This is a genomic window from Dictyobacter aurantiacus, from assembly GCF_003967515.1.
Classification (GTDB): Bacteria; Chloroflexota; Ktedonobacteria; order Ktedonobacterales; family Ktedonobacteraceae; genus Dictyobacter; species Dictyobacter aurantiacus.
On record NZ_BIFQ01000001.1, the window covers coordinates 42539 to 64858 of the forward strand.

The window sequence follows — 22320 nt, forward strand, 5'->3', positions numbered from 1 at the left end:
CTATTGCATCTAACAGGATGCTATGCTGATTTGCACTTCCCCACATAGATATCGTAGGCTGATAAGAGACAGGTTGTGATGACCTTATTTTCCAGGTTAACAAAGGAGCTTATCTTACCATGGATTATGGAGTTATTGTTCCCCAGGGATGGCGTATGGACCTTGTTGGGATCGCTGATCCCGTCGAGGCCTATGAGGCGATGACGCGTGTGGCCCAGGAAGCTGAAGCCCTGGGGTATTATTCAATCTGGCTCTATGACCACTTTCATACTGTGCCAACCCCTACCCAGGAGACTACGTTCGAGTGCTGGACCAGTACTGCCGCTCTGGCACGCGATACGAAACGCGTTCGCATAGGTCAGATTGTGACCTGTAATAGCTATCGCAACCCCGCTCTGCTGGCAAAGATGGCTAGCACTGTCGATGTGCTTTCACATGGTCGCCTCGATTTCGGCATCGGTGCAGGCTGGTATGAACATGAGTATCGGGCTTACGGCTATGAGTATCCCGATGCCCCTGAGCGTTTGCGCCACCTGCGCGATGCCATCCAGATAATCCTGGCGATGTGGACCCAGGAAGAGGCTACGTTCGAGGGTAAATATTATCAAGTTCAGGGCGCAATTAATCAGCCTAAAGGAGCTCAGAAACCTCATATTCCATTGCTCATCGGTGGTGGTGGTGAGAAGGTTACCCTTAAACTGGTTGCTCAATATGCCGATGCTTGCAATGTTGGTGGTGATATTGCTAATATCAAACACAAGCTGGCAGTCTTGAAAAATCACTGTGAGACATTAGGTCGTGATTTCAATAGCATCCGTCGTACCGCGATCGTCGATGTGTGCGCTATTGCTGAGGCTGAGGAAGAAGCCATTGCAAAGTTAACACAGGACCAGCGTGCTAACCTGGAGAGCCTACGCAAGATAAGCCTGATAGGCACACCTGAACAGATTCGCCAGCGTCTGGCTGAATATGAAGAGGCTGGGATTCAGGAGTTAATCATTCACTTTGTAGATGCTGCAACCAATCTGGAGTCACTGCGCCTGTTCGCACAGCAGTGCATACAAAACTCTTGATACTAGATGTGATGAAGTATGAAAAGGCGAACTATGTGTATAGTTCGCCTTTTCATACTTCATCACCGGTCTTTTGCTTGCTTCCAAGGCTATAAGAATAATCATCTACCAGCTGATTGCGGCTGCATTCCCTGTTTCTGCACTTTCTATCGCCCCAAAGACCATGGCCAGGCTTTTGATGTTGTCAGAAGCTTGCGTTTCGGGCTGGGTACCATTCTGGATACATTCAAAAAACTCACGAATTAATCCTGCGTGACCACTGATATTGGTCGCTTCATACGCTGGTATTTCTACATCCTGGTACGCTGAAATAAAGCTGCCAGTCTCTTTGACAATCTGAGCGAGCTGCTTTTTTCCTCCATCCCAGGTCAGAGTGCCCTTCTCTCCTATCACGCGCCAGTCACATTCCCAGGTCGTGGGCAATCCTTCGGCACACCAGCTGCCACGATAGGTGTAGATGGTGCCATCAGCCATTTCAAAAATAGCAATAGCCGATGCATCGTGGTCATACCAGGAACCACGGGGATTCCATTCTTTGCAGTATACGGAGACTGGATCTGCTCCGATCAGAAGTCGTGCCGCGTCAAAGGTATGGATGGCCATATCTAGTAGCAATACGTGCTCCATATGGTCTCGAAAACCACCAAAGTGAGCTCCGATATAGAAGTCACTGTTCACAGTCGTGATGTCACCTATGGTTTTCTGCTCCAGAAAATGTTTGACCCGGCGTATCTGCGGCTCATAACGTCTATTCTGAATAACTGAAAAGATTTTTCTGGCCTGTTGGGCCGCTGCCAGCATTTCTTTGGCGTGCTCCATTGAGTCGGCCAGCGGTTTTTCACTTAAGACATGGCACCCATGCTTCAGTGCCGTCATAGTGACTTTATAATGTGCCTCCGGAATGGTGCAGTTGAAGACGGCATCTACCTCCGTCTGTTCAAAAACACTGGCCAGGTCTCTGGCAATTATGGCGTCTGGCAGATGGAAGTCTATAGCCTTCTTTCTGGCCGCTTCTTCAAAAATATCTACTAAAGCTACAACTTCCACTTCAGGCATCTTACCCACAGCCTCAAGCCATGCCGCGCTCATTCCCCCACATCCAACCAACGCGGTGCGTATTTTTTGTTGTTGCATGCTAACCTCTTGCTTCTTACTCCGCATCTATAGGTACAAGAAACGCTCCTGGCTTGCGTTTCTTGTAGAAAACTGTGCGTACGGCAAAAAACCAGGAACATTAGCGGGAGGGTTACTATTTTGCAGTCCAACCACCATCAATAACCAGCGTCGATCCGGTAATAAAAGCGGCTTCTTCAGAAGCTAAATACAACGCAGCACTGGCAATCTCTTCAGGCTTGCCCATACGCCCTATTGGCTGTCGCGCGTGCAGTTTGTTGCGCTCTTCATCTTTTGTTTCGGGAAAATTCTTGGAGAGGAAACCTTCAACGAAAGGTGTATGTACTGTTCCCGGGCAGATGGCATTGGCACGGATGTTCTGTTTCACAAAGTCCATGGCGATGGAGCGCGTGATGCTGATAACAGCTCCTTTGCTGGCTCCATAGGGGAGACGGCGGTCGACGGCTATCATGCCCGCTACTGAAGCGATGTTGACGATTACGCCTCCCTGCGGTTGTTGCGCGACCATGTGTTTGACGCCCTCACGCGCACAGAGGAACGCTCCTGTCGCATTCACGCTCATGACGCGCTCCCAATCGCTCAGGCTGGTCTCTAAAATGTTACCTACGTGACTTACGCCAGCGTTGTTCACTAAAATATCAAGCCGTCCGTGCTCTTGTACGACCTGGGCAAATATAGCCTGAACCTGGGCTTCTTCTGCGACGTTTAATTCTATCGCCTGCGCTTTCCCCTCCTGCGCTTCAATTTCACCAACGACTGTACGCGCTGCTTCCAATCGGATATCCGCGATAACTACATGCGCTCCTTGTCTGGCATAGAGCAAGGCGATCTCACGTCCAATTCCAGATCCAGCACCAGTTATGAGTGCTATTTTATTATCTAAGCGAAACACAAATGAATCTCCTTTATGCAATACAGACTATGACACATTATTATGATTCATAATTGTTGTGAACTGACCTTTTTATAGTGTAACATACCCACTATCGCTGCTTCCAGCACACGTTCATATGTATATTTGCTATAGAAACACTCTTGCCTTGAGCAATAATTTACATTGTTCCCTGCCTTCTTCCTTTGGGGCTCTGTTTTCCGTAGCAACATTCATGGACACTGGCCACCTGGCTGCGAGTTGACAAACCCTTGTTTTTTCATTATTCTCAGAACATATACAATACATCAGCGTCTTCGGGGCAGGGTGAGAAAATGCATAAGCATTTTCAATTCCCGATCGGCGGTAAAGCCCGCGACCTACTGTATGAGAATGTGATTCCATACATTGGTGGACCTGGGGAAGTTCCAGGGCCGACGGTATAGTCCGGATGGGAGAAGACATGAACAACGACCTTTGTGGTTGTTTCATATGACATAGTGCCTGTCTGTTCGTCGATATGATAGCTTGTCGATGCAATCGCATCTAGCAAGTATCTCTCGATCGTGCCAACGCGCTTCAACTAAGAAGAAGAACCTACCTCTTAGTGGTGTCTGGGCGCATCAGTCAGTGTATGGGTGCGACAGCTTTGCATGCTTCTCATGGCTAACTGGCATGGTCCTTTGTTCGATGTACCCACAAACAGTTGCTATCGTTAATACCTCCTCCCTTTCCGTACCCATCTGCTACCCTCCACTGATGTAGGCATATGCTCTCCTGTAAAAATCAGGTACGAGAATAGTCCGCTTTTGCTTTTAATTCTGATGAGTAGACATCAGTAGGACAGAGGTATTAAATGGAAACGCAATCACACCTTTCAGTTTCAAATCTTTCAGTAGCTGATGCGATATGTACAGTGCAAGCGGGTAAGATGTTGTTAATCTGCGATGATGAGGACCGTGAAAATGAGGCAGATCTCTGTCTGGCCGCCCAGTTCGCAACACCACAGGCGATCAATTTTCTTATGCATTCTGCCTGTGGGCTCATTTGCGTGGCCATGGCTGGCGAGCTTCTGGATACATTGCGCCTGCCATTGATCTCCGGGGAGGGAAAACCTCTGCAGGGTACCGCTTTTACTATGTCTGTCGATGCATATACCTCTACAACTACCGGCATTTCTGCCCATGATCGTGCTCAAACTATCCGTACACTGGTTAATCCTTTGACCCGACCAGAAGATCTTGCCAGGCCAGGACATGTCTTTCCACTGCGTGCCCGTTCCGGGGGTACGCTCGAGCGCCGGGGACATACAGAGGCTTCGGTCGATTTAATGCGCATCGCAGGTCTAACACCGGGTGCGGTTATCTGTGAAGTGCTGGATCACGCTGGTAATGCTGCACGAGGTGCTACGTTGCGCAAGATGGCACATGAGTGGGGCATCGGCATTATCTCAGTCGATGCAATTGCTCGTTTTCGGCGCGACCATCGTGCCAGCCTGGTTGCTCAGACACAACTTCCTCTACCAGAAGCTCGATTTACGACGCTTGCTTATCGCGAGATAGATTCGGGTAAACAATATGTTGCGCTGTTTCTTGGTGACCTGACAGACAGGCAGGGGATACCTCCATTGGTTCGCCTCCACTCTGCCTGCGCCACTGGCGATATCTTCGGTTCTCAACGTTGCGATTGTCAGGCCCAACTCCATACAGCACTACATGCCATCGCAACTGAAGGTCGGGGCGTCCTTCTCTACCTTCCTCACGAGGGACGTGGAATTGGTCTCTCAGCTAAACTGCAGGCATATGCCTTACAGGATAAGGGCTACGATACACTTGAAGCCAATGAAAAATTAGGCTATCCCGTTGATGCACGCGATTATGCTACCGCCGTTGAGATTTTACAGGACCTTCATATTACCCGCGCTCGCTTGATGACGAATAGTCCGAAAAAAATTCAGGCTCTTGCGTCAGCTGGCATTCAAGTTGAACGTGTTCCCATTGAGATACAGCCAACGGTCGATAATATTCGCTACCTGCATACAAAATACCAGCGTCTAGGACATCTATTTGCCGATCCACAAACTACCGATGTCTCAAGCTTATTGAAAGAGTGTGAATTATGATGCAAACTCAATTTTATGCCCGTGAACCTACAATGTCTCTGGAGGGGACAGACCTGACGTTTGGGCTCGTTGTTGCTCGTTATAACTGGTCCGTGACGGGAGCAGTGCTGGCCTTGTGCCAGCAAGAATTATTGCACTTAGGGGTTGCAGGCAAAGCAGTGCATGTAGTATACGTCCCAGGCTCCTATGAACTGCCAACCATCGCCCAAGCGATGCTCATACACCAGGCCTACGATGCATTAATCTGCATTGGTTGTGTTATGAAGGGCGAAACACGCCACGACGTGGTGGTTGAGGATGCAGTGGCCTATGGCATTCAACGTGTCTCACTTGATACAGGCATTCCCATTATTCTAGGCGTGCTCTGTGTAGAGAACCAGCAGCAGGCTGAACAGCGCATCACAAGGGGCAAAGAGTTTGCACAGGCCGCAGTAGACGTCGCCTGCATGAACCGCTTTCTACGTCAGAAGCATTAGATTTTATTATTCCATTCAGGAGAAAGATATGTTTACAGGAATCGTCGAAGAGCAGGGAATACTCCAATGTTGCGAGAAGACTGGCCTGCGCATTTCGGCTGGTCATATACTCCAAGGCGTCACTGAGAAAGACAGCATTGCGGTCGATGGTATCTGCCTGACGGTTACTGAAGTCGGAGCGGGCTGGTTTTGTGTAGATACGATGCCGGAGACCATACGCCGTACGCGCTTGGCCAGTTTACAGCCCGGCGACCGACTAAACCTGGAACGTTCCTTGTTAGCCAATGGGCGCATGGGCGGCCATATGGTGCAGGGACATATAGAGGCATGCACATCTGTGTTGGAAACCAAAGAAGATGGTATCGGTCTGGATGTGATAATAGCCCTCCCACCTCATCTGCGCCCTTATGTCATCCCTAAATGCTTTGTCGCTTTAAATGGTGTCAGTCTGACAGTAGTAGATGTCTGGCATGATCGTTTCTCAATCTCTCTTATTCCCTACACCCGCGAACATACAAATCTGGGACAGGCCATTAAAGGGATGCTGCTCAATGTGGAAACCGATATTGTTGGTCGCTATGTAGCTCGCTTTTTCGAAGCCACTTACATCCATCGATTACAGCAATAGCCGACAACGGTTTGATTAATATCTTGAAGTTTCAACGTAGGATGGCGAGTGCTTGACGCAAGAAATGCACTGACCGTTGCAGTTCGTCTAGCCCATTAACGCCATCTTCAATCGAGATCCAACCGTGAAATCCGACCTCCTTCAACGTCTGAAAAATACGGGAAAAATCATTGAGGCCTGTGCCTATTTCACCGTGGCATAGTATACTGGCATAGCCCGGACCTTCCTCTTGAGCTCGGAGATCTTCTAGCGTATATCCGGGCTGGAGACGTCGATCACTGGCATGCATGCTTACAACACGCTCTTTCACGGCGTCTAGAACGTCCAGTGGATTCTCGCCTGCCAGGATAGCATTGGATGGGTCGTAGTTGACACCGAACCAGGGCGAGTCTATGGCATAGACGATACGAGTGAATAGGGGAAGATGCTGGGCAAATTCAGGATATGTCCAGTAGTTGTCTTTATAGTGATTCTCTATAGCCAGTATGACACCGTGTTCCTGCGCGTAGGGGAGAAGTTGCTGGATACTATCTACTACCATTTCAATACCTTGCTCCTCAGAAACACCTGGCCTCCTTTGACCCGAGAGGACACGGCATGTTCGCGGCTCTGATGCCGCGAAAAAATCAACCAGTTCTATCATGCGCTTGCTATTCTCAATTTCAGCCTTGCGCGCAGCTTGATCTGGCTGGGTAAAATCGGGGGACGCACATAACATGGGCATAGCCAGGCGATGCTTTTGTAACGCTGTACGTACCTCTGTTAAATAAGGACGTTCAAATGATGTAAAGAAACCAGGATAAAACTCTAATCCGTCTACACCTAGGCCTGCAGCCATCTCTATCCATTGAAATAATGTCAGGCTCCTGCTCACACATAGCTCATCCATAAAACATTTGGGGAATGCCGCGATTCGCTCTGTATGGGCAACTTGCGTATTCATGCTTTCTCCTCCTTAAACTGCTGCAAGCGGGTACGTTCAGTTACATGAGAAGCCCTGATTCTGACTACCAGGTGCTTCACGGGGTAGGGCTCCCATCTGATGGCGTGGCGGTGGGCGTCATGTCTGGTAGAGGGTCTACAATCGACTCAACATCCATACTGGTGAAAGAGGCCGTGGCCTCATCCGATGACCAGCCGTTGTTTACAAATAGGGCGACCTGCCCTTTGGTGTAATCATAGTCTTCGAGCTTCTTAACCTCCACCCCATTCACCTTTAAGACAATTTGAGGTCCATTCATTGATACCTCAAGCCTGTTCTCATATCCAATTTTTTTGATCGATGGAATTTTAGTAATCGTGCTCAACACCATGCTTTGTGGTAATTTGTTATCATCTAAATATTCTTTGTTGATAGTGATGGTGTTGTTACCAAAAATATCGATTCGATAGTCATGATCGAGATTACTATCTCCCCTTAAATAGAGTCCTACTCTGTCATTCTTATCAGCTTTTTCCAGAATATAACTTACGTCAAGCGTAAAATTACTTAAAGGCGCCGAGGTGGGTACATTTTCAATCAGGATCTTGTGTTCTGCAACCGATAAAGTGAGCTTGTTGTCAGCCATTGAACGTATATAGCCAGCGCTACTGGATACAGCCCATCCGTTACGATTGTCTAAAAAATCTTCGTGGAATAAGGTAGTGGGAGTCGGCGTGGCGGTATTGGTAGTGGTGGAAGGAACTGTCGGCGTAACGGCAGGCGTCTTTGCTCCGTTGGCGGCGGTTGCTGTCGGAACTATCTGAGCAATATTCCCGCCACTTCCTTTAATTTTTGCGGCAAAGATAACACTACCGCTTATAAGTATAAGTAGCAGCAAAGCAACCCAGACGAAAAGCCTTATAGATCTTTTCTGGCGCTTCTTTTCACTTCCCATAACAGTGAGTTGCTCCCTCATTTCCAATATTTATCGTAAAAACACTGTTGATAATACTACAGTTTTGCTGATACACACATACTTTTGCCTCCTACCATCGGCGATTTTAACGTGCAACATAGGCTGCCTCAATGCTATGCATAAATCCTTCTGTTACTATGTACGTTCAATGCCAGGTCCTAGTATGCCACCCTGTATGATTTCATACCTTTCTGGCTACATACGTGTGTAGAAAGATGAAGCTAAAGCAAATGAGCCCTCTCGTCGGGCATATGGGTGATGCCTGACGTTGTTAGTAACCCCTCTGCGATAAATTGGCGATAGCTGGTAATTACTTGTTGTACACTTAATCTTCCATCTGGTCGGAACCAGGTTGCGACTTCTGTGCACATCGCAATGATGGCATACGAGGCGACCTTGACATCGCATTGGCGGAAAACACCTCTCTCCATACCATCTTGCAGCAGTTCTTGCAAAAGAGCTTCATACTTATCTCGCAAGGAGATAATCTGTGCTTTGTGCTCGTCTTCTAAAGCCCTCATCTCTGTGTCGATAATAAAAAATTCCTCTTTGTACGTTGTATGCATGCGGATATGATTAGCGATCGCTTCGTGCAAGCGCTGGAGCGGATCATCATATTCTTTGAGGACGTGTTCCAGGCTTGCATTCAAACGTACCATGTATGTTTCCATTATCTCAATCAGGAGGGCCTGTTTGTTTGGATAGTGATGATAAATACTGGCAGCCTGTATCCCCGCCATACGAGCAATATCTCTCAATGGTGCTGCATGATATCCGTATTGAGCAAAAAGGTGGACCGCAGCAGCCAATATGCTTTCACGCATTGAACGGCCTTCGGGCCGCATAAGCTATTTCCTCGCTTCTCTCAGTCTCATACCATTGTAGCAGAAATAGAGAAGCCCGTGAACGCTACCAGATTTTTTCCAGGGATGTAACTACCAGAACTGCCAGTCAGTTGTTCCTTTTGCCGTACTGCTTCGCCATACTACAGCAATACAGCGCGGGATAAAGATGGTACCAGCAATGGCAATCCAGAGCGCGGTCACAGGGGCAAAGAGATGACCGAATAGCCATACTCCTATCCAGCCTCCTGCCCAACCCGTACATCCTCCGATGGCTAGCATACCGAGCCAGGACCATTTTGACCAGCCCTTTGGTTGTAGACGCGCTGCGATGGAAAGCATTCCAACACCTAGACCAATCATACACCACAGAGGAGTGGATGCGAAAAACATCTTTTTTTCCATTTCGTGCTATGAACCTGTATAAAGCAAATTATCCAGTATGCTAAAGAGATGAAAGCCGTCACCGGCAAGCTGGCCCACATTCAGACCAGAGCGAACTTCGACATGGTCAAAGATATGGAACTCTACGTATTCATGCTTGTGCCGCAATTGGGTGAGCTCTGCGTCGAATTCTCGTGTTTCTGTGACGGGTAGCGAGTTATCATTGCGGTCATGGAGCAGAAAAATTGGGGCGCGAATGTCTTTGATCACCCGCTTTGGAGAAAGGTCTGTCAATAACTTCTGTATGTCGGGCGGTAACAGCTTTATGTTCCTTGTAACCTGCTGTGGCTCATCACCCTTGAGCAGATGATACATCGCCTGCGCTCCTGGAGATAAGGCTTGTAGTTGTGTGCCAGTTAGCGGTTGAGCATCGCTGGCTAACCCTGCCCTGAGCGTGGTTTGCTCATCATAAGAAAAATCCTGCGTTGTCATGTTAGTAAGCACCTGTATTGGGATGTCAATGGGATGCCAGGCCTCGGTCTTGCCGTCTATCGTTATACTTCTACTTCCTAACGCTTCTAAAAGAGTTGTGGTATCAAAATACCCTCCAAATGCAGCAATATACGCCACTTCATTCCTGATCCGGGGATCTGCGGCGGCGAAACATGTAAGCGGGACCCCCCCACTAAATGCAATCATACCACTGCGCCTTCCCGCCATTCCAGGTAGACTTTCTAGTTTTTTGAATGCCTGTACCGTGGCATCAGTATCCTGTACAGAGATATTGTAGGCCATCAAAGTGGGAGTCGTCATGTCCATAACGATTAGCCCGGTACGCGCAAACGCTTCTGATAGATTAAGTAATTGCGGAATCTGGCGGTTGTCTCCCACCCCTGGCACAATCAAGACGCCGCCGCGCGCACTTTTGATAAGAGGATCTCCCCCCACTGGCATAAATATATCTAGATATACAGGACCACTCTGTGAGGAGATGCTCATCTGTGTATGCTTGATGGTATCACCATTGTTGATCAACACTCCAGGTTGCGTGGCGGAGATGAGCGCGGGCAAAATGACAAGCGATCGAATTATTGATCGTCCCCAGGGGAATACGGAGGCACATATACTCCCAATAAAAAGCATGCCCAATAAGATACGCGCGACTTTATGCTTCTTCTTGAGCGGCTGTTCGGTAACCAACCTGCCTTGTTTTCTAAAAGGATGATTTTTCGAGGATCCCTGTGTAGGCTGGCGAGACATGCTATGGTTCCACCTTCCTGCTCTTTCTTTGCAACTACGCTTAGACAGTTGATTTGAGAGTAGTATAGGAATTATTTTATGGCAACAATAGGGACATTTGCACCATTGTTTGCCCAAAAAAGAGCACAGCCAGCAAATAGTTTTATGTTTGCTGACTGTGCCCCTCTTATACATCCTTCAAGGCGGGATCTTTCTTGTTCCAATACCTCTTTCAGATAGGTAGGCATACCTCCTCTGCCAGTGAAAGTATGCCTACCTATCTGTCTATATCTGGATTCATGTCGTCCTCATCGGTGACCAGCCCTAGATAGACGCCCATCCATCCAGCAATAAAATGCGAACGCCAGAGACCTTGTTCAAACGCGTTCAGATTTGTTGGGACGAGGTGCTCAACAATCATGGTGAATTGTTTGTCGTCTAACGGTACCGGATTTGGACATTCGTGGTCTTCAATAAAAGTAAAGTGGGCGCGAATTCCTGTTCGATAACCATGCTCTACAGCACTTTCATAGATTGTTTGCTCGGATAAACCAATGCGTATACGTTTTCCAAACGGCAGATCAGTCCCAGGTGAGTAAACCAGATCACCAATTTTTTCCAAAGGTGGTGGCGGAACTTCATTTGATCGAGAAGAGAAAGACATTAGAGAACCTGCTTTCTGCGTGTAAACCGTACGTACATTTACAAGTTAACACATATTAAATATGATTTGGTTAGCACAAGGCTCCTGAATAAGACCAATTCAATAGGCCCTCTCGGAGTTCTATCCCCGTGAGTTCTAGATAAATAATGCTCCCTTCCTTAGGACTGTATCTATCACATCAACCGCTGACTCTATTTTACATTCAACCTATTCCATAAGACAAATATATCTTGTAATCCATAGTTTTTATTACTTTTTGGTGAGTTACTTTTACTTTCTTTTTCGATAAAAAATACATATGTATCTATAAATCAAAAAGAAATTACTAAGCTGCGCTAGACCTGATGGCTATAATTTTCCGCAGGAAATGGTTGAGTCATTCCGTTGCTTCAATCTCCCACCGAGAAGCACCATTAAGAAAAATATGTGTGTGGAGATAGTCCCTATAAAGAGGGATTTTGTTATAACCAGAATGTGGTATGTTGTTAGCTGGCAATAGTGCATTTTTGGCTGGATACTTATATACTGCAAAAGATGTCAGGCTGTGGGAAGCTTCATACGTTGCCTTCACAGAGAGAGAGAACAGGTGATATACATCCATGAAAAATGAACTGCTTATAACCGAACATGCGCACAAACAAGGGAAACCTTTTTTGCGAGGGTGGTTTCACGCGGTCGCTGCTGTGGCTGCTCTGCTGCTGACAGTGGTCCTGTGCTGGTATAGTCGCGCGGATCTTCCGCGCTTTATCTCCTTGCTTATCTTTGGTTTGAGTATGATTGAGATGTATACGGTGAGTGCTATCTATCATATCGTTCATTGGGAACCTGACCGGCGGCGCGTCTGGCGCGCACTTGATCATGCGAATATCTTTGTGTTAATCGCCGGAACCTATACACCACTCTGCTTTAATATTCTTTCTGGCTGGGTGCGTGCCACCCTGCTCGTTGCGATCTGGCTACTGGCAAGTGCTGGCATCGGTTTTACGCTCTTCCCTTATGCATTGCGCGTCCCTAAGTGGTTCAATGCTCTGCTCTATATATTGATGGGCTGGATCGCCATCCTTGCTTTGCCCGCCTTTCTGGCAGTTCTCCCGTGGTCTTTCGTATGGACGATGATCGCAGGTGGCATCCTCTATACAATTGGTGCTCTTGTCTATGCCAGCCACTGGCCCAATCCCCTACCACGTTACTTCGGCTACCATGAGATTTTTCATCTTTTTGTGATTGGGGGCAGCGTGGCCTTTGCCTCCTGCGTCTGGCTGTGGGCACTACACTTTCCTCGTGTATAGTATGGGAAACCAGAGTATAAAATGAGATACTAACTCAGACCGGGGGGATAGATGAGTGTTTGGCGCTCACAAGCACGACAATGCTATGGGCCTCAAGCTCATACATATCCTCTGCAATATATTGAGCTTGCCCTTGCTCCACTATATCGTCAGGGCTTGCTTGCGCCGTGTCGATAACACGTTGCCAGCATTTGCCTTTGCCTGCTGCTGGTATTTCAAAATGAAGCCTGCTAAAGTCCATATTCATCATGACGTGAATATTGTGGACGTCTTCACCTGACGAGATAGTAAATGCCAGGATACGTGTGGTGGGATCATCCCAGCCGGGTTTCGCCAGTTGACAGCCATGCCATTCAATGTCTTTTCTTCCATGACGATCAGTGGAACCACTAAAAAAACGCTCCCTTCTGATGCTGGGATGCCGGTTGCGAAACGCGATCATACGTTTAAAGAAACGGTGCATTTCAGCGTTCTTTTCGAGTAGTTCCCAGTTGAACCAGGTGATTTCGTTGTCCTGGCAGTAAGCATTGTTGTTCCCACGCTGGGTACGACACACTTCATCCCCAGCAAGTAACATGGGAACGCCCTGAGAAAGGAGAAGAATGGTCAAAAAGTTTTTTATTTGCCTACCACGTAGTTGCTGTATTTCTAGATCGTGGGCATCTCCCTCTACACCGTGGTTCCAACTGCTATTATAGTTGAGACCATCTCTGTTGTCCTCCCCATTCATTTCATTGTGCTTCTCATTGTAAGAGACAAGGTCGTTAAGTGTGAAACCATCGTGGCAGGTAATAAAGTTGATGCCATTAATCGGTCGCTGCCCCGGCTCGCTGAAAATATCCTGGCTGCCCGCTATGCGCGATGCGACGGTCCCAACGATTCCACGATCTCCTTTGACAAAGCTACGAATGGTGTCTCGATATTGTCCATTCCAGACCGCCCAGCGGTAGCCAGGGAAATTCCCAACCTGGTAGAGCCCCGCCGCGTCCCATGGCTCGGCAATAATTTTGGTGTCAGCTAATACATCTGAAAGTTCAATTGACCATAGCACTGGCGCGTATTCCATTGGCTTCCCATCGATGCCTCGACTTAAAATAGAGCCTTCATCAAAGCGAAAACCATCTACATGCATTTCTTGTACCCAGAAGATCAGACATTCGGTAATCAGTTTGGCTACAATGGGATGGTTGCAGTTAAAAGTGTTTCCACAACCCGAGTAGTTGAGGTATACGCGCTTGTCCCGGGGGTCAAGAAAATAATAGATACGATTGTCGATCCCTTTGAAGCTGATAATCGGCTCGTTTTCGTCACCTTCGCCAGTATGATTAAAGACGACATCCAGGATAACTTCGATGCCCGCTCGATGTAAAGCCTTGACCATGTCTCTAAATTCATCAATATGCCGTGCACCCTCCGCGTCTATACAGTAACCAGGGTGAGGAGCAAAATGACCGATCGGATCATAACCCCAGTAGTTGCTGAGAGGATCTCCCGTTAGAGGATTGATCCGGGCCACGCTGGTTGGATCAAACGCAAATACTGGCATTAATTCTACCGCGGTAATTCCCAGGTCCTGTAAATAGGGGATTTTCTCTATCAAAGCGGCAAATGTTCCGGGATGGGCGCTATACGATGAAGGCGAGCGGGTAAAACCACCAACATGCATCTCATAAATAATGGTTTCACTCATCGGCCTGTTTAAGCATTGATCCCCTTCCCAGCCGTAGTTTGAAATGTCAACCACCGTGCTTCTTAAAGAGGTTCTAACGTTGTCGGACTCACCAATGGCATCGCTCCTCTGCCATAAGTCGGCCGTGATCCCCCGGCAATATGGATCTATCAGAACTTTGTTGAAGTTAAAGCGATCACCGGTGACTTCGGTCTGCGCCGATCCAAAGATACGATATGCATAATGCGTGCCCGCCTTCACCCCCCGTACATAAACATGCCAAAAGTGAAATGTTCGATTTTTAAGCTGGTCCAGCAGGATAGTTTGAATAGGAACGGTGTCATTGCTCTTCTCAAAAAGTAATAATTCAATATTTGTGGCGTGCTCTGAAAATATTGAGAAATTTACTCCATTCGCGTCTGGTGTGGCTCCTAAAGGCCGTGGGCGACCTGCTTCAACAATATACATTGCATTTCCTTCCTATGTGATCCTGCTATATATAACGCTGAGTCGCTGCAATGGTTACTCTACAACTGAAGATTTTCGTCCTAATATCCTATTCTAAAATCAACCCTTCAGCCGATGCTTTCTCTCATTCTTCGCCCTATACTCCTGAAGAGGATTTCGTTTTTAGATTGGGCTCATTAGTGTTGGCTACGTATCTACCGTATCTCCACCTCAGTTGTATTCCTGGCATTATCACGGCAAACTTTCTTTGGGGTGATGTTAAAGGTGGGAGGAGTAACTATCCGATGAAACATGTAGGCCTTGTTATACTTACGGTCCTGATCTTTACGCTTATCTGTATCCCTCACTCAATTTTGCCCTCTTTCGCCTCTGCTTCTACCAACCCCGCCTTGACTCGGCTGCTGCTGGCTACACGACAAGTCTCTCATGATATTCCTCTCGATAAAGACGCTGTGCTCATTAACCGTAAGCAGTTCGCTTGCCTGTCGCGCCTTATCCCACCTCGCTGCTATACACCACGGCAGATTCTGCAAGCTTATCAGATTCGGCCTTTATTTGAGGCTGGCATTACAGGTAAGGGTCAGACGATCGCCATTATCGGCTTTTTTCAGAGCCCTCATCTCTTCACCGATGTACATATCTTTGACCAACTCTTTGGGCTACCAGATCCCCATCTCACTATCTTTGCTCCTTTAGGATTAATGCCCCTGGATAGAAGTAACCGCAGTCAATTGCTCGCGGCCCAGGAGATTAATCTCGATGTGGAATGGGCCCACGCCATCGCGCCGGACGCAAAGATCAATCTCGTTTTGAGCAAGTCGGCGGGTATTGAAGACCTGTATGCCACTACCCGCTTCGCTATTCAGCATAATCTGGGTGATGTGCTCACGCAAAGTTTCGGTTTTCCCGAAACCGCCATTGCTGTTAAAATGCTGCGTAAAGAGCATGCCCTGTTTGAGGAGGCACGAGCCAGGGGCATCTCGGTTTTTGCCTCCTCCGGGGATCGTGGAACACTGGAGCCGGTATATAATAATGTGTTGAAGCTTATTTCTCTGGGTCCGGGGGTGGAATATCCCGCCAGCGATCCATTGGTGACCAGTGTGGGAGGTACACATCTATCTTTATCTCCATCAGGGATCTACCAACAGGAAGAAGCCTGGAGCAACAGACTTGGCGCAACAGGAGGCGGCTTTAGCCGGCGCTTTCTACGCCCTTCTTATCAAGATGGCTTTGTTGGCGCTAGCCGCACCCGCGGCGTGCCTGATGTGGCCTACGTTGGAGATCCCAGAACCGGGGTTCCCATTATCTTTAGCCTGAAACAAGGGCCGGCATTTATTCCGATTGGGGGAACAAGCGCGGGCGCGCCACAATGGGCCGCCCTGGCCGTATTGGGTAATCAATTGGCGGGAAGAAGGTTGGGGTTTTTAAATCCTTCACTGTATGCATTGAGTAAAAATCCTTTCTACCCACATGTCTTCCACGATGTTTTGAGTGGTAGCAATACCTTGGCGGTCCATGTCCTGCGTTCAACTGTCTCGTTTCCTGGCTATAATGCTCGGCAGGGATGGGACCCTGCGACAGGACTCGGCTCTCCAGTCGCCAATCGGTTACTGATTGCGCTGGCACAAAACAAGTTATTCAATCCAATCACCCTACACTATACGAAAAAAACAACCTCGGCACGTATGTATATACCGCTGCGGCGGCATTGGCATCTTGCTTTCTATGGATTTACGAGGCATAGACACTACAGGCGCATCTATCGGCGAGCCCTTATTCTCCATAGCGACTACCTCCATTGTCCTCTATACGGCTATGTCTTTTTCCACTTCTACCATACCTATACTCCCAGACGCTTAATTTGCTAGTTACATACGGTATATGCATAAGAAGATATATATCCTGGCACCTCTGGTTTACCAGCCATCTCTCCCTGGAGTCAGTTTTTCTCAAGCGTACCATTGATATAGTCAATTCGGCATTCACATGGTACTCTATGCAGTAATAGAACTTCGATCACGAACAGCAAATTATCTGAAAGTTAGCGTACCTGGACCGGACCTTGTTAACATTGGTCTTTGCTGGCAGTACAAAACTTCATCAGGAGGAACCAGATAAATATGCCGATGTCCAAACGTTGTATCCCCTATACCCCTCGCAATCGAGAGTTAAAAGATACAGTTTTTGCTCTTGTCAGTACTGCGGGTGTCCATCTACGCGAGCAGGAACCTTTTCATGTCGAGGGAGATAATAGCTGGCGCCTCATCCCCGGAGACAGCGAGAGTAGCCAGTTGATGATTACCCATAGCCATTATAATCACCATGATGCCGATGAAGATATCAATTGTGTCTTCCCACTCGACCGCTTACGCGATCTGGCATCGCAGGGAATCGTCGGTGGCGTTAGTGATAAGCATCTGGGCTTTATGGGCTTTACACAAAATTTTCGCGAGCTCTATGAAAAAACAGCGCCCGACATGGCGAAGATCATACTGCGCTCTCAAGCAGATGGCGTGATCTTGACCGCGGGTTGTCCGCTCTGCCATCGGGTGGTCTGTGCCATCGCTCGCGAGATCGAGATGGTTGGCATTCCGACGGTCCTGATTACGGTCGCACCGGAACAATCAAAACAGGCGGGCCCTCCACGCGCTATAGCGCCCCGGCACTTTAAACTTGGCCATAGCCTGGGTGGCCCCCACCAGGTTCAACTTCAACAACAGGTGCTATTGGATGCGTTAAAGCGCTGGGAGGCTCGTGAGGAACCAGGTCAGGTCTGGGATATCCCTTATCCAGAATATGATAGTAGCGACTGGCAACCTATCGATCTACAGGAGAGCTAGACTGATAGGACGAAAAAAGATCGCCTATCCATGAAGTTCGGGCACCCTGGTTTTGTAAGGATATGCCTGATTTAAGAATATTTGCCTTAAGCTGCATTGACCCTTCTAACCATATTTCTCAGGATAAATGCCTTACGAAACAAAATAATCTCGTCCTTCGTATAATATAAAAAGCTAAAAACAGGTGGAAATAGGTCTAGACATTATGGATGAAGAAATCAACAATTCGCCAATCCTGATTGTAGACGATGACGCGGCTCTGTTACAGGCTCTTCCCCAGGTCGTAGATCTGCGTATGAAAAATGTTCAGGTAGAGACAACAGATTCGGCACAACATGCACTTGAGCGCGTTAAAGAGTTCGATTTTGATGCCATTATCAGTGATATAAAAATGCCCGGAATGGATGGCATTGAGTTACTCTCGCATATCCGCGAGCTGCGCCCTGATACGCCGGTGTTGTTGATTACCGGCCACGGGGATCATGGCCTGGCCATTCAGGCTATTAGAGGGGGCGCGTACGATTACATTTTGAAGCCCATTGATCGTGATGCGTTCGTGAATGCGCTACAACGCGCAATCCAGACACGACAGCTGCGGCGTAAGGTTACTGAACAGCAGCTGGCACTATCTCTTCACGCGAGATCACTCGAACGCCTGGTGGAAAAACGCACCAGTGAGCTGGTTACTGCCAATGCTACCAAGGATAAATTCCTTGACATCGTTTCTCAAGAATTGAAATCCCCTCTCTCTAATTTGAAAGGCATGACCCAGTTGATGCTCCATCAGTTAGAACGAGGGGACGCGACAGCAGCGGTACATCAGGCTCTGGTCGACATGGAGCGTTCTATTACACGTACTGAGGTGCTGGTCCAGGATCTGCTTGATACGTCGTTAATGGAGACAAATCTGTTTGTTCTGCATCGTGAGCGCTATAACCTGGTGGATTTGTGCCGCGAATTGCTCGACGCCTATACGACGCGCGCCGTTCTTTCGCTCAATTGCGAACTATTGGGCGATCCTATTGTGGTAGAAATTGACAAGGATCGTTTCTCACAGGTCCTTATTAACTTACTCTCTAATGCGCGTAAATTTTCTAAAAAAGGTTCCCCCATTACCATTACACTTCAGCAGAGTGGCTATGAAGTTATCGTTTCGGTTCAGGATACAGGCATCGGTATACCAGAGGAGTACCTTCCCAATATCTTTGAGCAATTTTTCCGTGTCCCGGATGTTAAGATCCAGTCAGGGAACCGTCCAGGTCTGGGCCTTGGTCTGTTTATTGCTCGTAAGATTGTGGAACGTCATGGAGGTCATATCGAAGTGCAAACAGTGCTTGGGCAGGGAAGCGTTTTTAGCGTGGTACTCCCTGTTTATGTTGACCCAACGGTTATCAACCAGTCGGACCCTCCCCCTTCACTCCACACCCAGGCCGTCTGGACTATTACACATTAAAACTTTCACGCCGTACGCTGGAGCTTTCTCACCTGCAGTGTCTCAAAATCATTTCTGAGGTAGCGCATCAGGGAAACCCATGTATCCCTGTCATACTCACATAAGCCCGGTTTTTTATAGAGGCAATGGAACAAAAAATGGCGCGTGAAGCGCCATTTTTTGTTCCATTGCCTCTATAAAAAACCGGGCTGCCGCATGCGCGGCAGCCCGAGCGGGGGCTATCACGCCCCTGGTAAAAAGCGTGTCTGACACCCTACAGCTTTCGTAAAGATTCAAAGAGATCTTCGTTATCCGGCATCTCCCCTGGTGAATGCTGTACTTCAATATAGCGAATAACGCCTTCTTTATCGATGACAAAGAGAGCTCGCTCAGGCATTCCAGCCATGTGCCGCACCCCATACAGATCAACCACCGCACCTTGAGGATAGAAGTCTGAGAGCAAAGGGAACGTTGTATGCATGGATTGAGACCAGGCATTTAGCGCATGCGTGCTGTCCATACTGATACTCACGACTTCGGTGTCAAAATCATGAAAACGCTCTAGCTCAGCTTCGTATGAAGGCAATTGCGCGGAACACACGCTGCTAAACGCGAATGGAACAAAGGCCAGGACGACGTTTTTCTTGCCACGAAAATCATTGAGATGCCATTGCTCCCCCTTGGCAGTCTTCAGTGTAAAGTCAGGCGCAACGTCCCCTACTTTCAGAGTTTTCGTTTCGGTGCGGTTTTTACTGTCCATGAGAAAATCCTTCCACTAAAATATTCCTGTTTCATTCAGGAGCAACCATACGTCTTGTAGTTATGGTTACGATGAAAGATAATGTTTCTTGAACACGCTGCTCGCGATTGTAGCATTGACACCCAATACTGTCAAATCTGCGTAAAGAGAGGACTTACAAACTTTTGTTACCTGAAAAAGCTATACCTGACATAGAAGATAAAACCAGACTTTCCTATGTAAAAGCACAGCAGAAATTATCTCAATATGGCACCCTGGCAAGCGCTATTCCGGTTGCTATTGTTACTTTGCTGATGTTTATTGGTGCTGCGGCCCAGGGTTTTTGGCCGTTGACCGATCCTGCTCGCTACCAGTGCTACGCCCTTACGTTCTGGCTTGGGAGCAATGCTACCCGCCTGCTTCCATCAGTACAATGTTCTTTTTTGAGCCTGGCAGGCTCCCACCCGGCATTTCATATGCTTCCACTCGAATATCCTCCACTTACGCTACTTCCATTCTCCCTCCCTCTCCTTGCACCTCTGGCTTACTACCAGGTGGCGTTTGCCTTTCTTATGTCGCTCGTTATGGTCTTTATTTACTGGCTGATGCTGCGCTACGGACCTCCAGGAGGAGCAGTCGCTTTTCTGATTTTTCTCGTGATTGGTGCCTGTGCACTGGCCCCTATGCGCTACGACCTGTTGCCGGCCACCTGTACATTGCTTAGTCTGATTATGGCCCACCAGAAACATTGGCGTATGGCTTATGTTATGCTGGCAATCGCGGTACTACTGAAGATTTATCCAATTCTACTCTTTCCCGCTTTCTTTATCGCGGAGCAACAAAGCACTGAACGCATCTATGTGCCTGCGGATAGTCCCTTGCGAAAGCTACCATCCCATCTCTATCGCACATTGTTGGGATGTGTGCGCTGGCGCTGGTCCAACTGCCTGTTCTTCATTGTGCCTTTGCTGGCTGTTACCGGTTTTTTTGCGCTGCTGGATTTCAAAAATGCCGTTGTCAGCCAGTTCTCCTATTTTTTGCACCGCCCCATCCAGGTTGAGTCGCTGGGAGGAAGCCTGCTCTGGCTGGCTCATCTGGGGGGTCTGAGCTGGCGCATTGTCTATGACTTCGGCTCGATCAATATGTATACATCACTCAACGGCCTTGCTGCGCCAGTATTGACCATTCTGTTTGTGCTCGTGGTAGCCTATATTTTCTGGCTGCAATGGCGGTCGCGCCTCACACTGGCTCAGGCAGTCATTGCTCTGACACTGGCGTTTATTACGACGGGTAAAGTATTTAGTCCCCAGTATCTGATCTGGCTTATCCCTCTGCTGGCCTATACAGGCGCCTTTAATAAAGCCTGGACCATCCTCTGGGGATCGGTGTCCGTTCTGACGACGTTCATCTATATAGCTTTTTATTCGCAAATTCTGAACTCGACGCATATTCATATGCCTGTCGGATTTTTTGAGGTCGCATTCGTCCGCAATATATTGCTCGCATTGCTCACCCTGGCCTATCTTTTTAACTGGTTTCGTACACGTGAGCAGCAAACAATCACACCGCAATGCCTTGAATTAACACCACCCTCTTTCTCAACTCCATTCACACCACAGGCACCGGAATAACCTCATACACATCCACATATGTTTGCTTCCTACGCAGCAAACATAGTACCCCCAGAAGAACGGACCGGCGTACTCAGAAAGGAGGGTATGCCGGTCCGTTCTTCTGTGACGTTTCAACCTGTCCTACAGGTTATGCTTGCCTGTTGGAGTGGGCAGTGATAAAACGCAATACCCGATTCCAGGCGTCGGTCGATGCCTCCGCGAACTCGGTGGAACGACGGTCGAAGAAGCTGTGGGGAGCCCCTGGATAGGAGATAATTTCGTGCTCTATCCCCGTGTCGGCTAGCTTCTGGTCCAGCGCCTGCACCTGGTCATTGGGAATTCCCTGGTCGGAGCCGCCAAAGAGTCCAAGTACTGGATACTTAATTTCGCCCGCACGATCGAGCAGGGTCCCCTGGCCGTCCATGTTGCGGCTCATGCCTGCATAGAAACCAACCAGACCGGTAAATCCCAGATCCTGGGTGCCGCTCAACATTGATAAGGTACCACCCAGGCAAAATCCTACGGCAAACGTGGGTGCGTTCCCTCCCTGGCTACTGTGCAGATACTCCTGCGCCGCTTTGACATCTGAGAAGAAGGTTTCAAGATGCAACTGCTGCACATGGGGCATGTACTCAAATGAGTCATCGCGTGCGGTGAGGCCAGCGGTACGCCCAAAATAGTCTATCGCGACTGCCTGAATGCCGGTTTCGGCAAAGCGCAGCGCTAGTTCTTTATAAAACTGATGCAACCCGCGTACATCTGGATAGATAATGACCTGAGCACCCAGCGGTTTATCAGGATAGGCGCTATAGGCAGCAAAACGCGTACCATCGGCAGCGGTCAGTACAATATCTTCACCATGGGCACTACCGCCATCAACAGGGGGCAATGGTGGGCGAGCGTTGTCATCATAACACATATTCTACAATTCTCCTTTTC

At 48.3% G+C, this 22320-nt stretch carries 20 protein-coding genes and 1 riboswitch; of the genes, 9 read left to right on the forward strand and 11 right to left on the reverse strand.

What is annotated here, in order from left to right; genetic code table 11:
- Window positions 1-119 precede the first annotated feature (119 nt).
- Window positions 120-1073, forward strand: coding sequence for an LLM class F420-dependent oxidoreductase (locus tag KTT_RS00200; protein ID WP_126594065.1), 954 nt, complete (start codon window positions 120-122; stop codon window positions 1071-1073).
- 105 nt (window positions 1074-1178) lie between these two features.
- On the opposite strand, the gene KTT_RS00205 is transcribed toward KTT_RS00200, so the two are convergent.
- Both KTT_RS00205 and KTT_RS00210 read right to left on the reverse strand, forming a co-directional pair.
- Window positions 1179-2207 (reverse strand): Gfo/Idh/MocA family protein, encoded by a 1029-nt coding sequence (locus KTT_RS00205; protein ID WP_126594066.1) that lies wholly within the window; start codon window positions 2205-2207, stop codon window positions 1179-1181.
- A 115-nt stretch (window positions 2208-2322) separates the two neighbouring features.
- Complete coding sequence (locus KTT_RS00210; protein ID WP_126594067.1) at window positions 2323-3099, reverse strand: SDR family NAD(P)-dependent oxidoreductase; 777 nt, start codon at window positions 3097-3099, stop codon at window positions 2323-2325.
- 288 nt (window positions 3100-3387) lie between these two features.
- Window positions 3388-3545, forward strand: a riboswitch (FMN riboswitch).
- Window positions 3546-3934: 389 nt separating this feature from the next.
- On the opposite strand from KTT_RS00210, the gene ribA reads away from it, so the two are divergent.
- From ribA to KTT_RS00225, 3 genes are read left to right on the forward strand one after another with little or no spacing between them, the layout of a single operon-like run.
- On the forward strand, window positions 3935-5200 hold the full coding sequence (gene ribA / locus KTT_RS00215; protein WP_126594068.1) for a GTP cyclohydrolase II: 1266 nt from the start codon (window positions 3935-3937) through the stop codon (window positions 5198-5200).
- Complete coding sequence (gene ribH, locus KTT_RS00220) at window positions 5197-5676, forward strand: 6,7-dimethyl-8-ribityllumazine synthase (RefSeq protein WP_126594069.1); 480 nt, start codon at window positions 5197-5199, stop codon at window positions 5674-5676. The genes ribA and ribH overlap by 4 nt, the downstream gene beginning before the upstream one ends.
- 28 nt (window positions 5677-5704) lie before the next feature.
- Window positions 5705-6304, forward strand: a complete 600-nt coding sequence (locus tag KTT_RS00225; protein WP_126594070.1) for a riboflavin synthase — start codon at window positions 5705-5707, stop codon at window positions 6302-6304.
- A gap of 31 nt (window positions 6305-6335) precedes the next feature.
- On the opposite strand, the gene KTT_RS00230 is transcribed toward KTT_RS00225, so the two are convergent.
- From KTT_RS00230 to KTT_RS00255, 6 genes are all read right to left on the reverse strand, one after another.
- Complete coding sequence (locus tag KTT_RS00230) at window positions 6336-7247, reverse strand: sugar phosphate isomerase/epimerase family protein (protein ID WP_126594071.1); 912 nt, start codon at window positions 7245-7247, stop codon at window positions 6336-6338.
- Window positions 7248-7323: 76 nt separating this feature from the next.
- Window positions 7324-8181, reverse strand: a complete 858-nt coding sequence (locus KTT_RS00235) for a hypothetical protein (RefSeq protein ID WP_126594072.1) — start codon at window positions 8179-8181, stop codon at window positions 7324-7326.
- A 242-nt stretch (window positions 8182-8423) separates the two neighbouring features.
- On the reverse strand, window positions 8424-9047 hold the full coding sequence (locus tag KTT_RS00240) for a TetR/AcrR family transcriptional regulator (RefSeq protein WP_126594073.1): 624 nt from the start codon (window positions 9045-9047) through the stop codon (window positions 8424-8426).
- A gap of 90 nt (window positions 9048-9137) precedes the next feature.
- A complete protein-coding gene (locus KTT_RS00245; RefSeq protein ID WP_126594074.1) occupies window positions 9138-9386 on the reverse strand; it encodes a hypothetical protein in 249 nt (82 codons plus the stop codon).
- A gap of 69 nt (window positions 9387-9455) precedes the next feature.
- On the reverse strand, window positions 9456-10688 hold the full coding sequence (locus tag KTT_RS00250) for an alpha/beta hydrolase family protein (protein WP_126594075.1): 1233 nt from the start codon (window positions 10686-10688) through the stop codon (window positions 9456-9458).
- Between the two features lie 256 nt (window positions 10689-10944).
- Window positions 10945-11331: a hypothetical protein gene (locus KTT_RS00255; protein WP_126594076.1), complete on the reverse strand. Its 387-nt coding sequence runs from the start codon at window positions 11329-11331 to the stop codon at window positions 10945-10947.
- A gap of 653 nt (window positions 11332-11984) precedes the next feature.
- Between KTT_RS00255 and trhA the strand changes: the two genes are divergently transcribed.
- The gene (gene trhA / locus KTT_RS00260; RefSeq protein WP_160145545.1) at window positions 11985-12620 is read left to right on the forward strand and encodes a PAQR family membrane homeostasis protein TrhA; all 636 of its coding nucleotides are present in this window, start codon (window positions 11985-11987) and stop codon (window positions 12618-12620) included.
- Between the two features lie 34 nt (window positions 12621-12654).
- Here the strand turns inward: trhA and glgX are convergent, their stop codons facing one another.
- Entirely contained in the window at window positions 12655-14757 is a 2103-nt protein-coding gene (gene glgX / locus KTT_RS00265) for a glycogen debranching protein GlgX (RefSeq protein ID WP_126594078.1), read from the reverse strand.
- Window positions 14758-15041: 284 nt separating this feature from the next.
- Here glgX and KTT_RS00270 point away from each other — a divergent pair, with 284 nt between their 5' ends.
- The 3 genes from KTT_RS00270 (at window position 15042) to KTT_RS00280 (ending at window position 19050) form a co-directional block, all read left to right on the forward strand.
- Window positions 15042-16625 carry a S53 family peptidase gene (locus tag KTT_RS00270; protein WP_126594079.1) on the forward strand — a complete coding sequence of 528 codons (1584 nt, stop codon included), beginning with the start codon at window positions 15042-15044 and terminating at the stop codon, window positions 16623-16625.
- Between the two features lie 252 nt (window positions 16626-16877).
- A complete protein-coding gene (locus KTT_RS00275) occupies window positions 16878-17597 on the forward strand; it encodes a glycine/sarcosine/betaine reductase selenoprotein B family protein (protein WP_126594080.1) in 720 nt (239 codons plus the stop codon).
- Between the two features lie 205 nt (window positions 17598-17802).
- Window positions 17803-19050, forward strand: coding sequence for an ATP-binding response regulator (locus tag KTT_RS00280; protein WP_126594081.1), 1248 nt, complete (start codon window positions 17803-17805; stop codon window positions 19048-19050).
- Window positions 19051-19303: 253 nt separating this feature from the next.
- Here the strand turns inward: KTT_RS00280 and KTT_RS00285 are convergent, their stop codons facing one another.
- Entirely contained in the window at window positions 19304-19789 is a 486-nt protein-coding gene (locus tag KTT_RS00285) for a peroxiredoxin (RefSeq protein ID WP_126594082.1), read from the reverse strand.
- A gap of 164 nt (window positions 19790-19953) precedes the next feature.
- Between KTT_RS00285 and KTT_RS00290 the strand changes: the two genes are divergently transcribed.
- Entirely contained in the window at window positions 19954-21399 is a 1446-nt protein-coding gene (locus KTT_RS00290; RefSeq protein WP_126594083.1) for a glycosyltransferase family protein, read from the forward strand.
- Window positions 21400-21529: 130 nt separating this feature from the next.
- Here the strand turns inward: KTT_RS00290 and KTT_RS00295 are convergent, their stop codons facing one another.
- Entirely contained in the window at window positions 21530-22300 is a 771-nt protein-coding gene (locus KTT_RS00295; protein ID WP_126594084.1) for a dienelactone hydrolase family protein, read from the reverse strand.
- Window positions 22301-22320: the final 20 nt, after the last annotated feature.

What these genes read in the sequence shown, in the direction of transcription:
- ribH (WP_126594069.1), top strand. Translation starts at nt 5,197, where the DNA reads ATGATGCAAACTCAATTTTATGCCCGTGAACCTACAATGTCTCTGGAG.
- KTT_RS00255 (WP_126594076.1), bottom strand. Translation starts at nt 11,331, where the DNA reads ATGTCTTTCTCTTCTCGATCAAATGAAGTTCCGCCACCACCTTTGGAA.
- KTT_RS00295 (WP_126594084.1), bottom strand. Translation starts at nt 22,300, where the DNA reads ATGTGTTATGATGACAACGCTCGCCCACCATTGCCCCCTGTTGATGGC.
- KTT_RS00230 (WP_126594071.1), bottom strand. Translation starts at nt 7,247, where the DNA reads ATGAATACGCAAGTTGCCCATACAGAGCGAATCGCGGCATTCCCCAAA.
- KTT_RS00275 (WP_126594080.1), top strand. Translation starts at nt 16,878, where the DNA reads ATGCCGATGTCCAAACGTTGTATCCCCTATACCCCTCGCAATCGAGAG.
- KTT_RS00285 (WP_126594082.1), bottom strand. Translation starts at nt 19,789, where the DNA reads ATGGACAGTAAAAACCGCACCGAAACGAAAACTCTGAAAGTAGGGGAC.
- KTT_RS00270 (WP_126594079.1), top strand. Translation starts at nt 15,042, where the DNA reads ATGAAACATGTAGGCCTTGTTATACTTACGGTCCTGATCTTTACGCTT.
- KTT_RS00200 (WP_126594065.1), top strand. Translation starts at nt 120, where the DNA reads ATGGATTATGGAGTTATTGTTCCCCAGGGATGGCGTATGGACCTTGTT.
- KTT_RS00245 (WP_126594074.1), bottom strand. Translation starts at nt 9,386, where the DNA reads ATGCTTTCCATCGCAGCGCGTCTACAACCAAAGGGCTGGTCAAAATGG.
- KTT_RS00240 (WP_126594073.1), bottom strand. Translation starts at nt 9,047, where the DNA reads ATGCGGCCCGAAGGCCGTTCAATGCGTGAAAGCATATTGGCTGCTGCG.
- KTT_RS00225 (WP_126594070.1), top strand. Translation starts at nt 5,705, where the DNA reads ATGTTTACAGGAATCGTCGAAGAGCAGGGAATACTCCAATGTTGCGAG.
- glgX (WP_126594078.1), bottom strand. Translation starts at nt 14,757, where the DNA reads ATGTATATTGTTGAAGCAGGTCGCCCACGGCCTTTAGGAGCCACACCA.
- ribA (WP_126594068.1), top strand. Translation starts at nt 3,935, where the DNA reads ATGGAAACGCAATCACACCTTTCAGTTTCAAATCTTTCAGTAGCTGAT.
- KTT_RS00235 (WP_126594072.1), bottom strand. Translation starts at nt 8,181, where the DNA reads ATGGGAAGTGAAAAGAAGCGCCAGAAAAGATCTATAAGGCTTTTCGTC.
- KTT_RS00250 (WP_126594075.1), bottom strand. Translation starts at nt 10,688, where the DNA reads ATGTCTCGCCAGCCTACACAGGGATCCTCGAAAAATCATCCTTTTAGA.
- KTT_RS00205 (WP_126594066.1), bottom strand. Translation starts at nt 2,207, where the DNA reads ATGCAACAACAAAAAATACGCACCGCGTTGGTTGGATGTGGGGGAATG.
- KTT_RS00280 (WP_126594081.1), top strand. Translation starts at nt 17,803, where the DNA reads ATGGATGAAGAAATCAACAATTCGCCAATCCTGATTGTAGACGATGAC.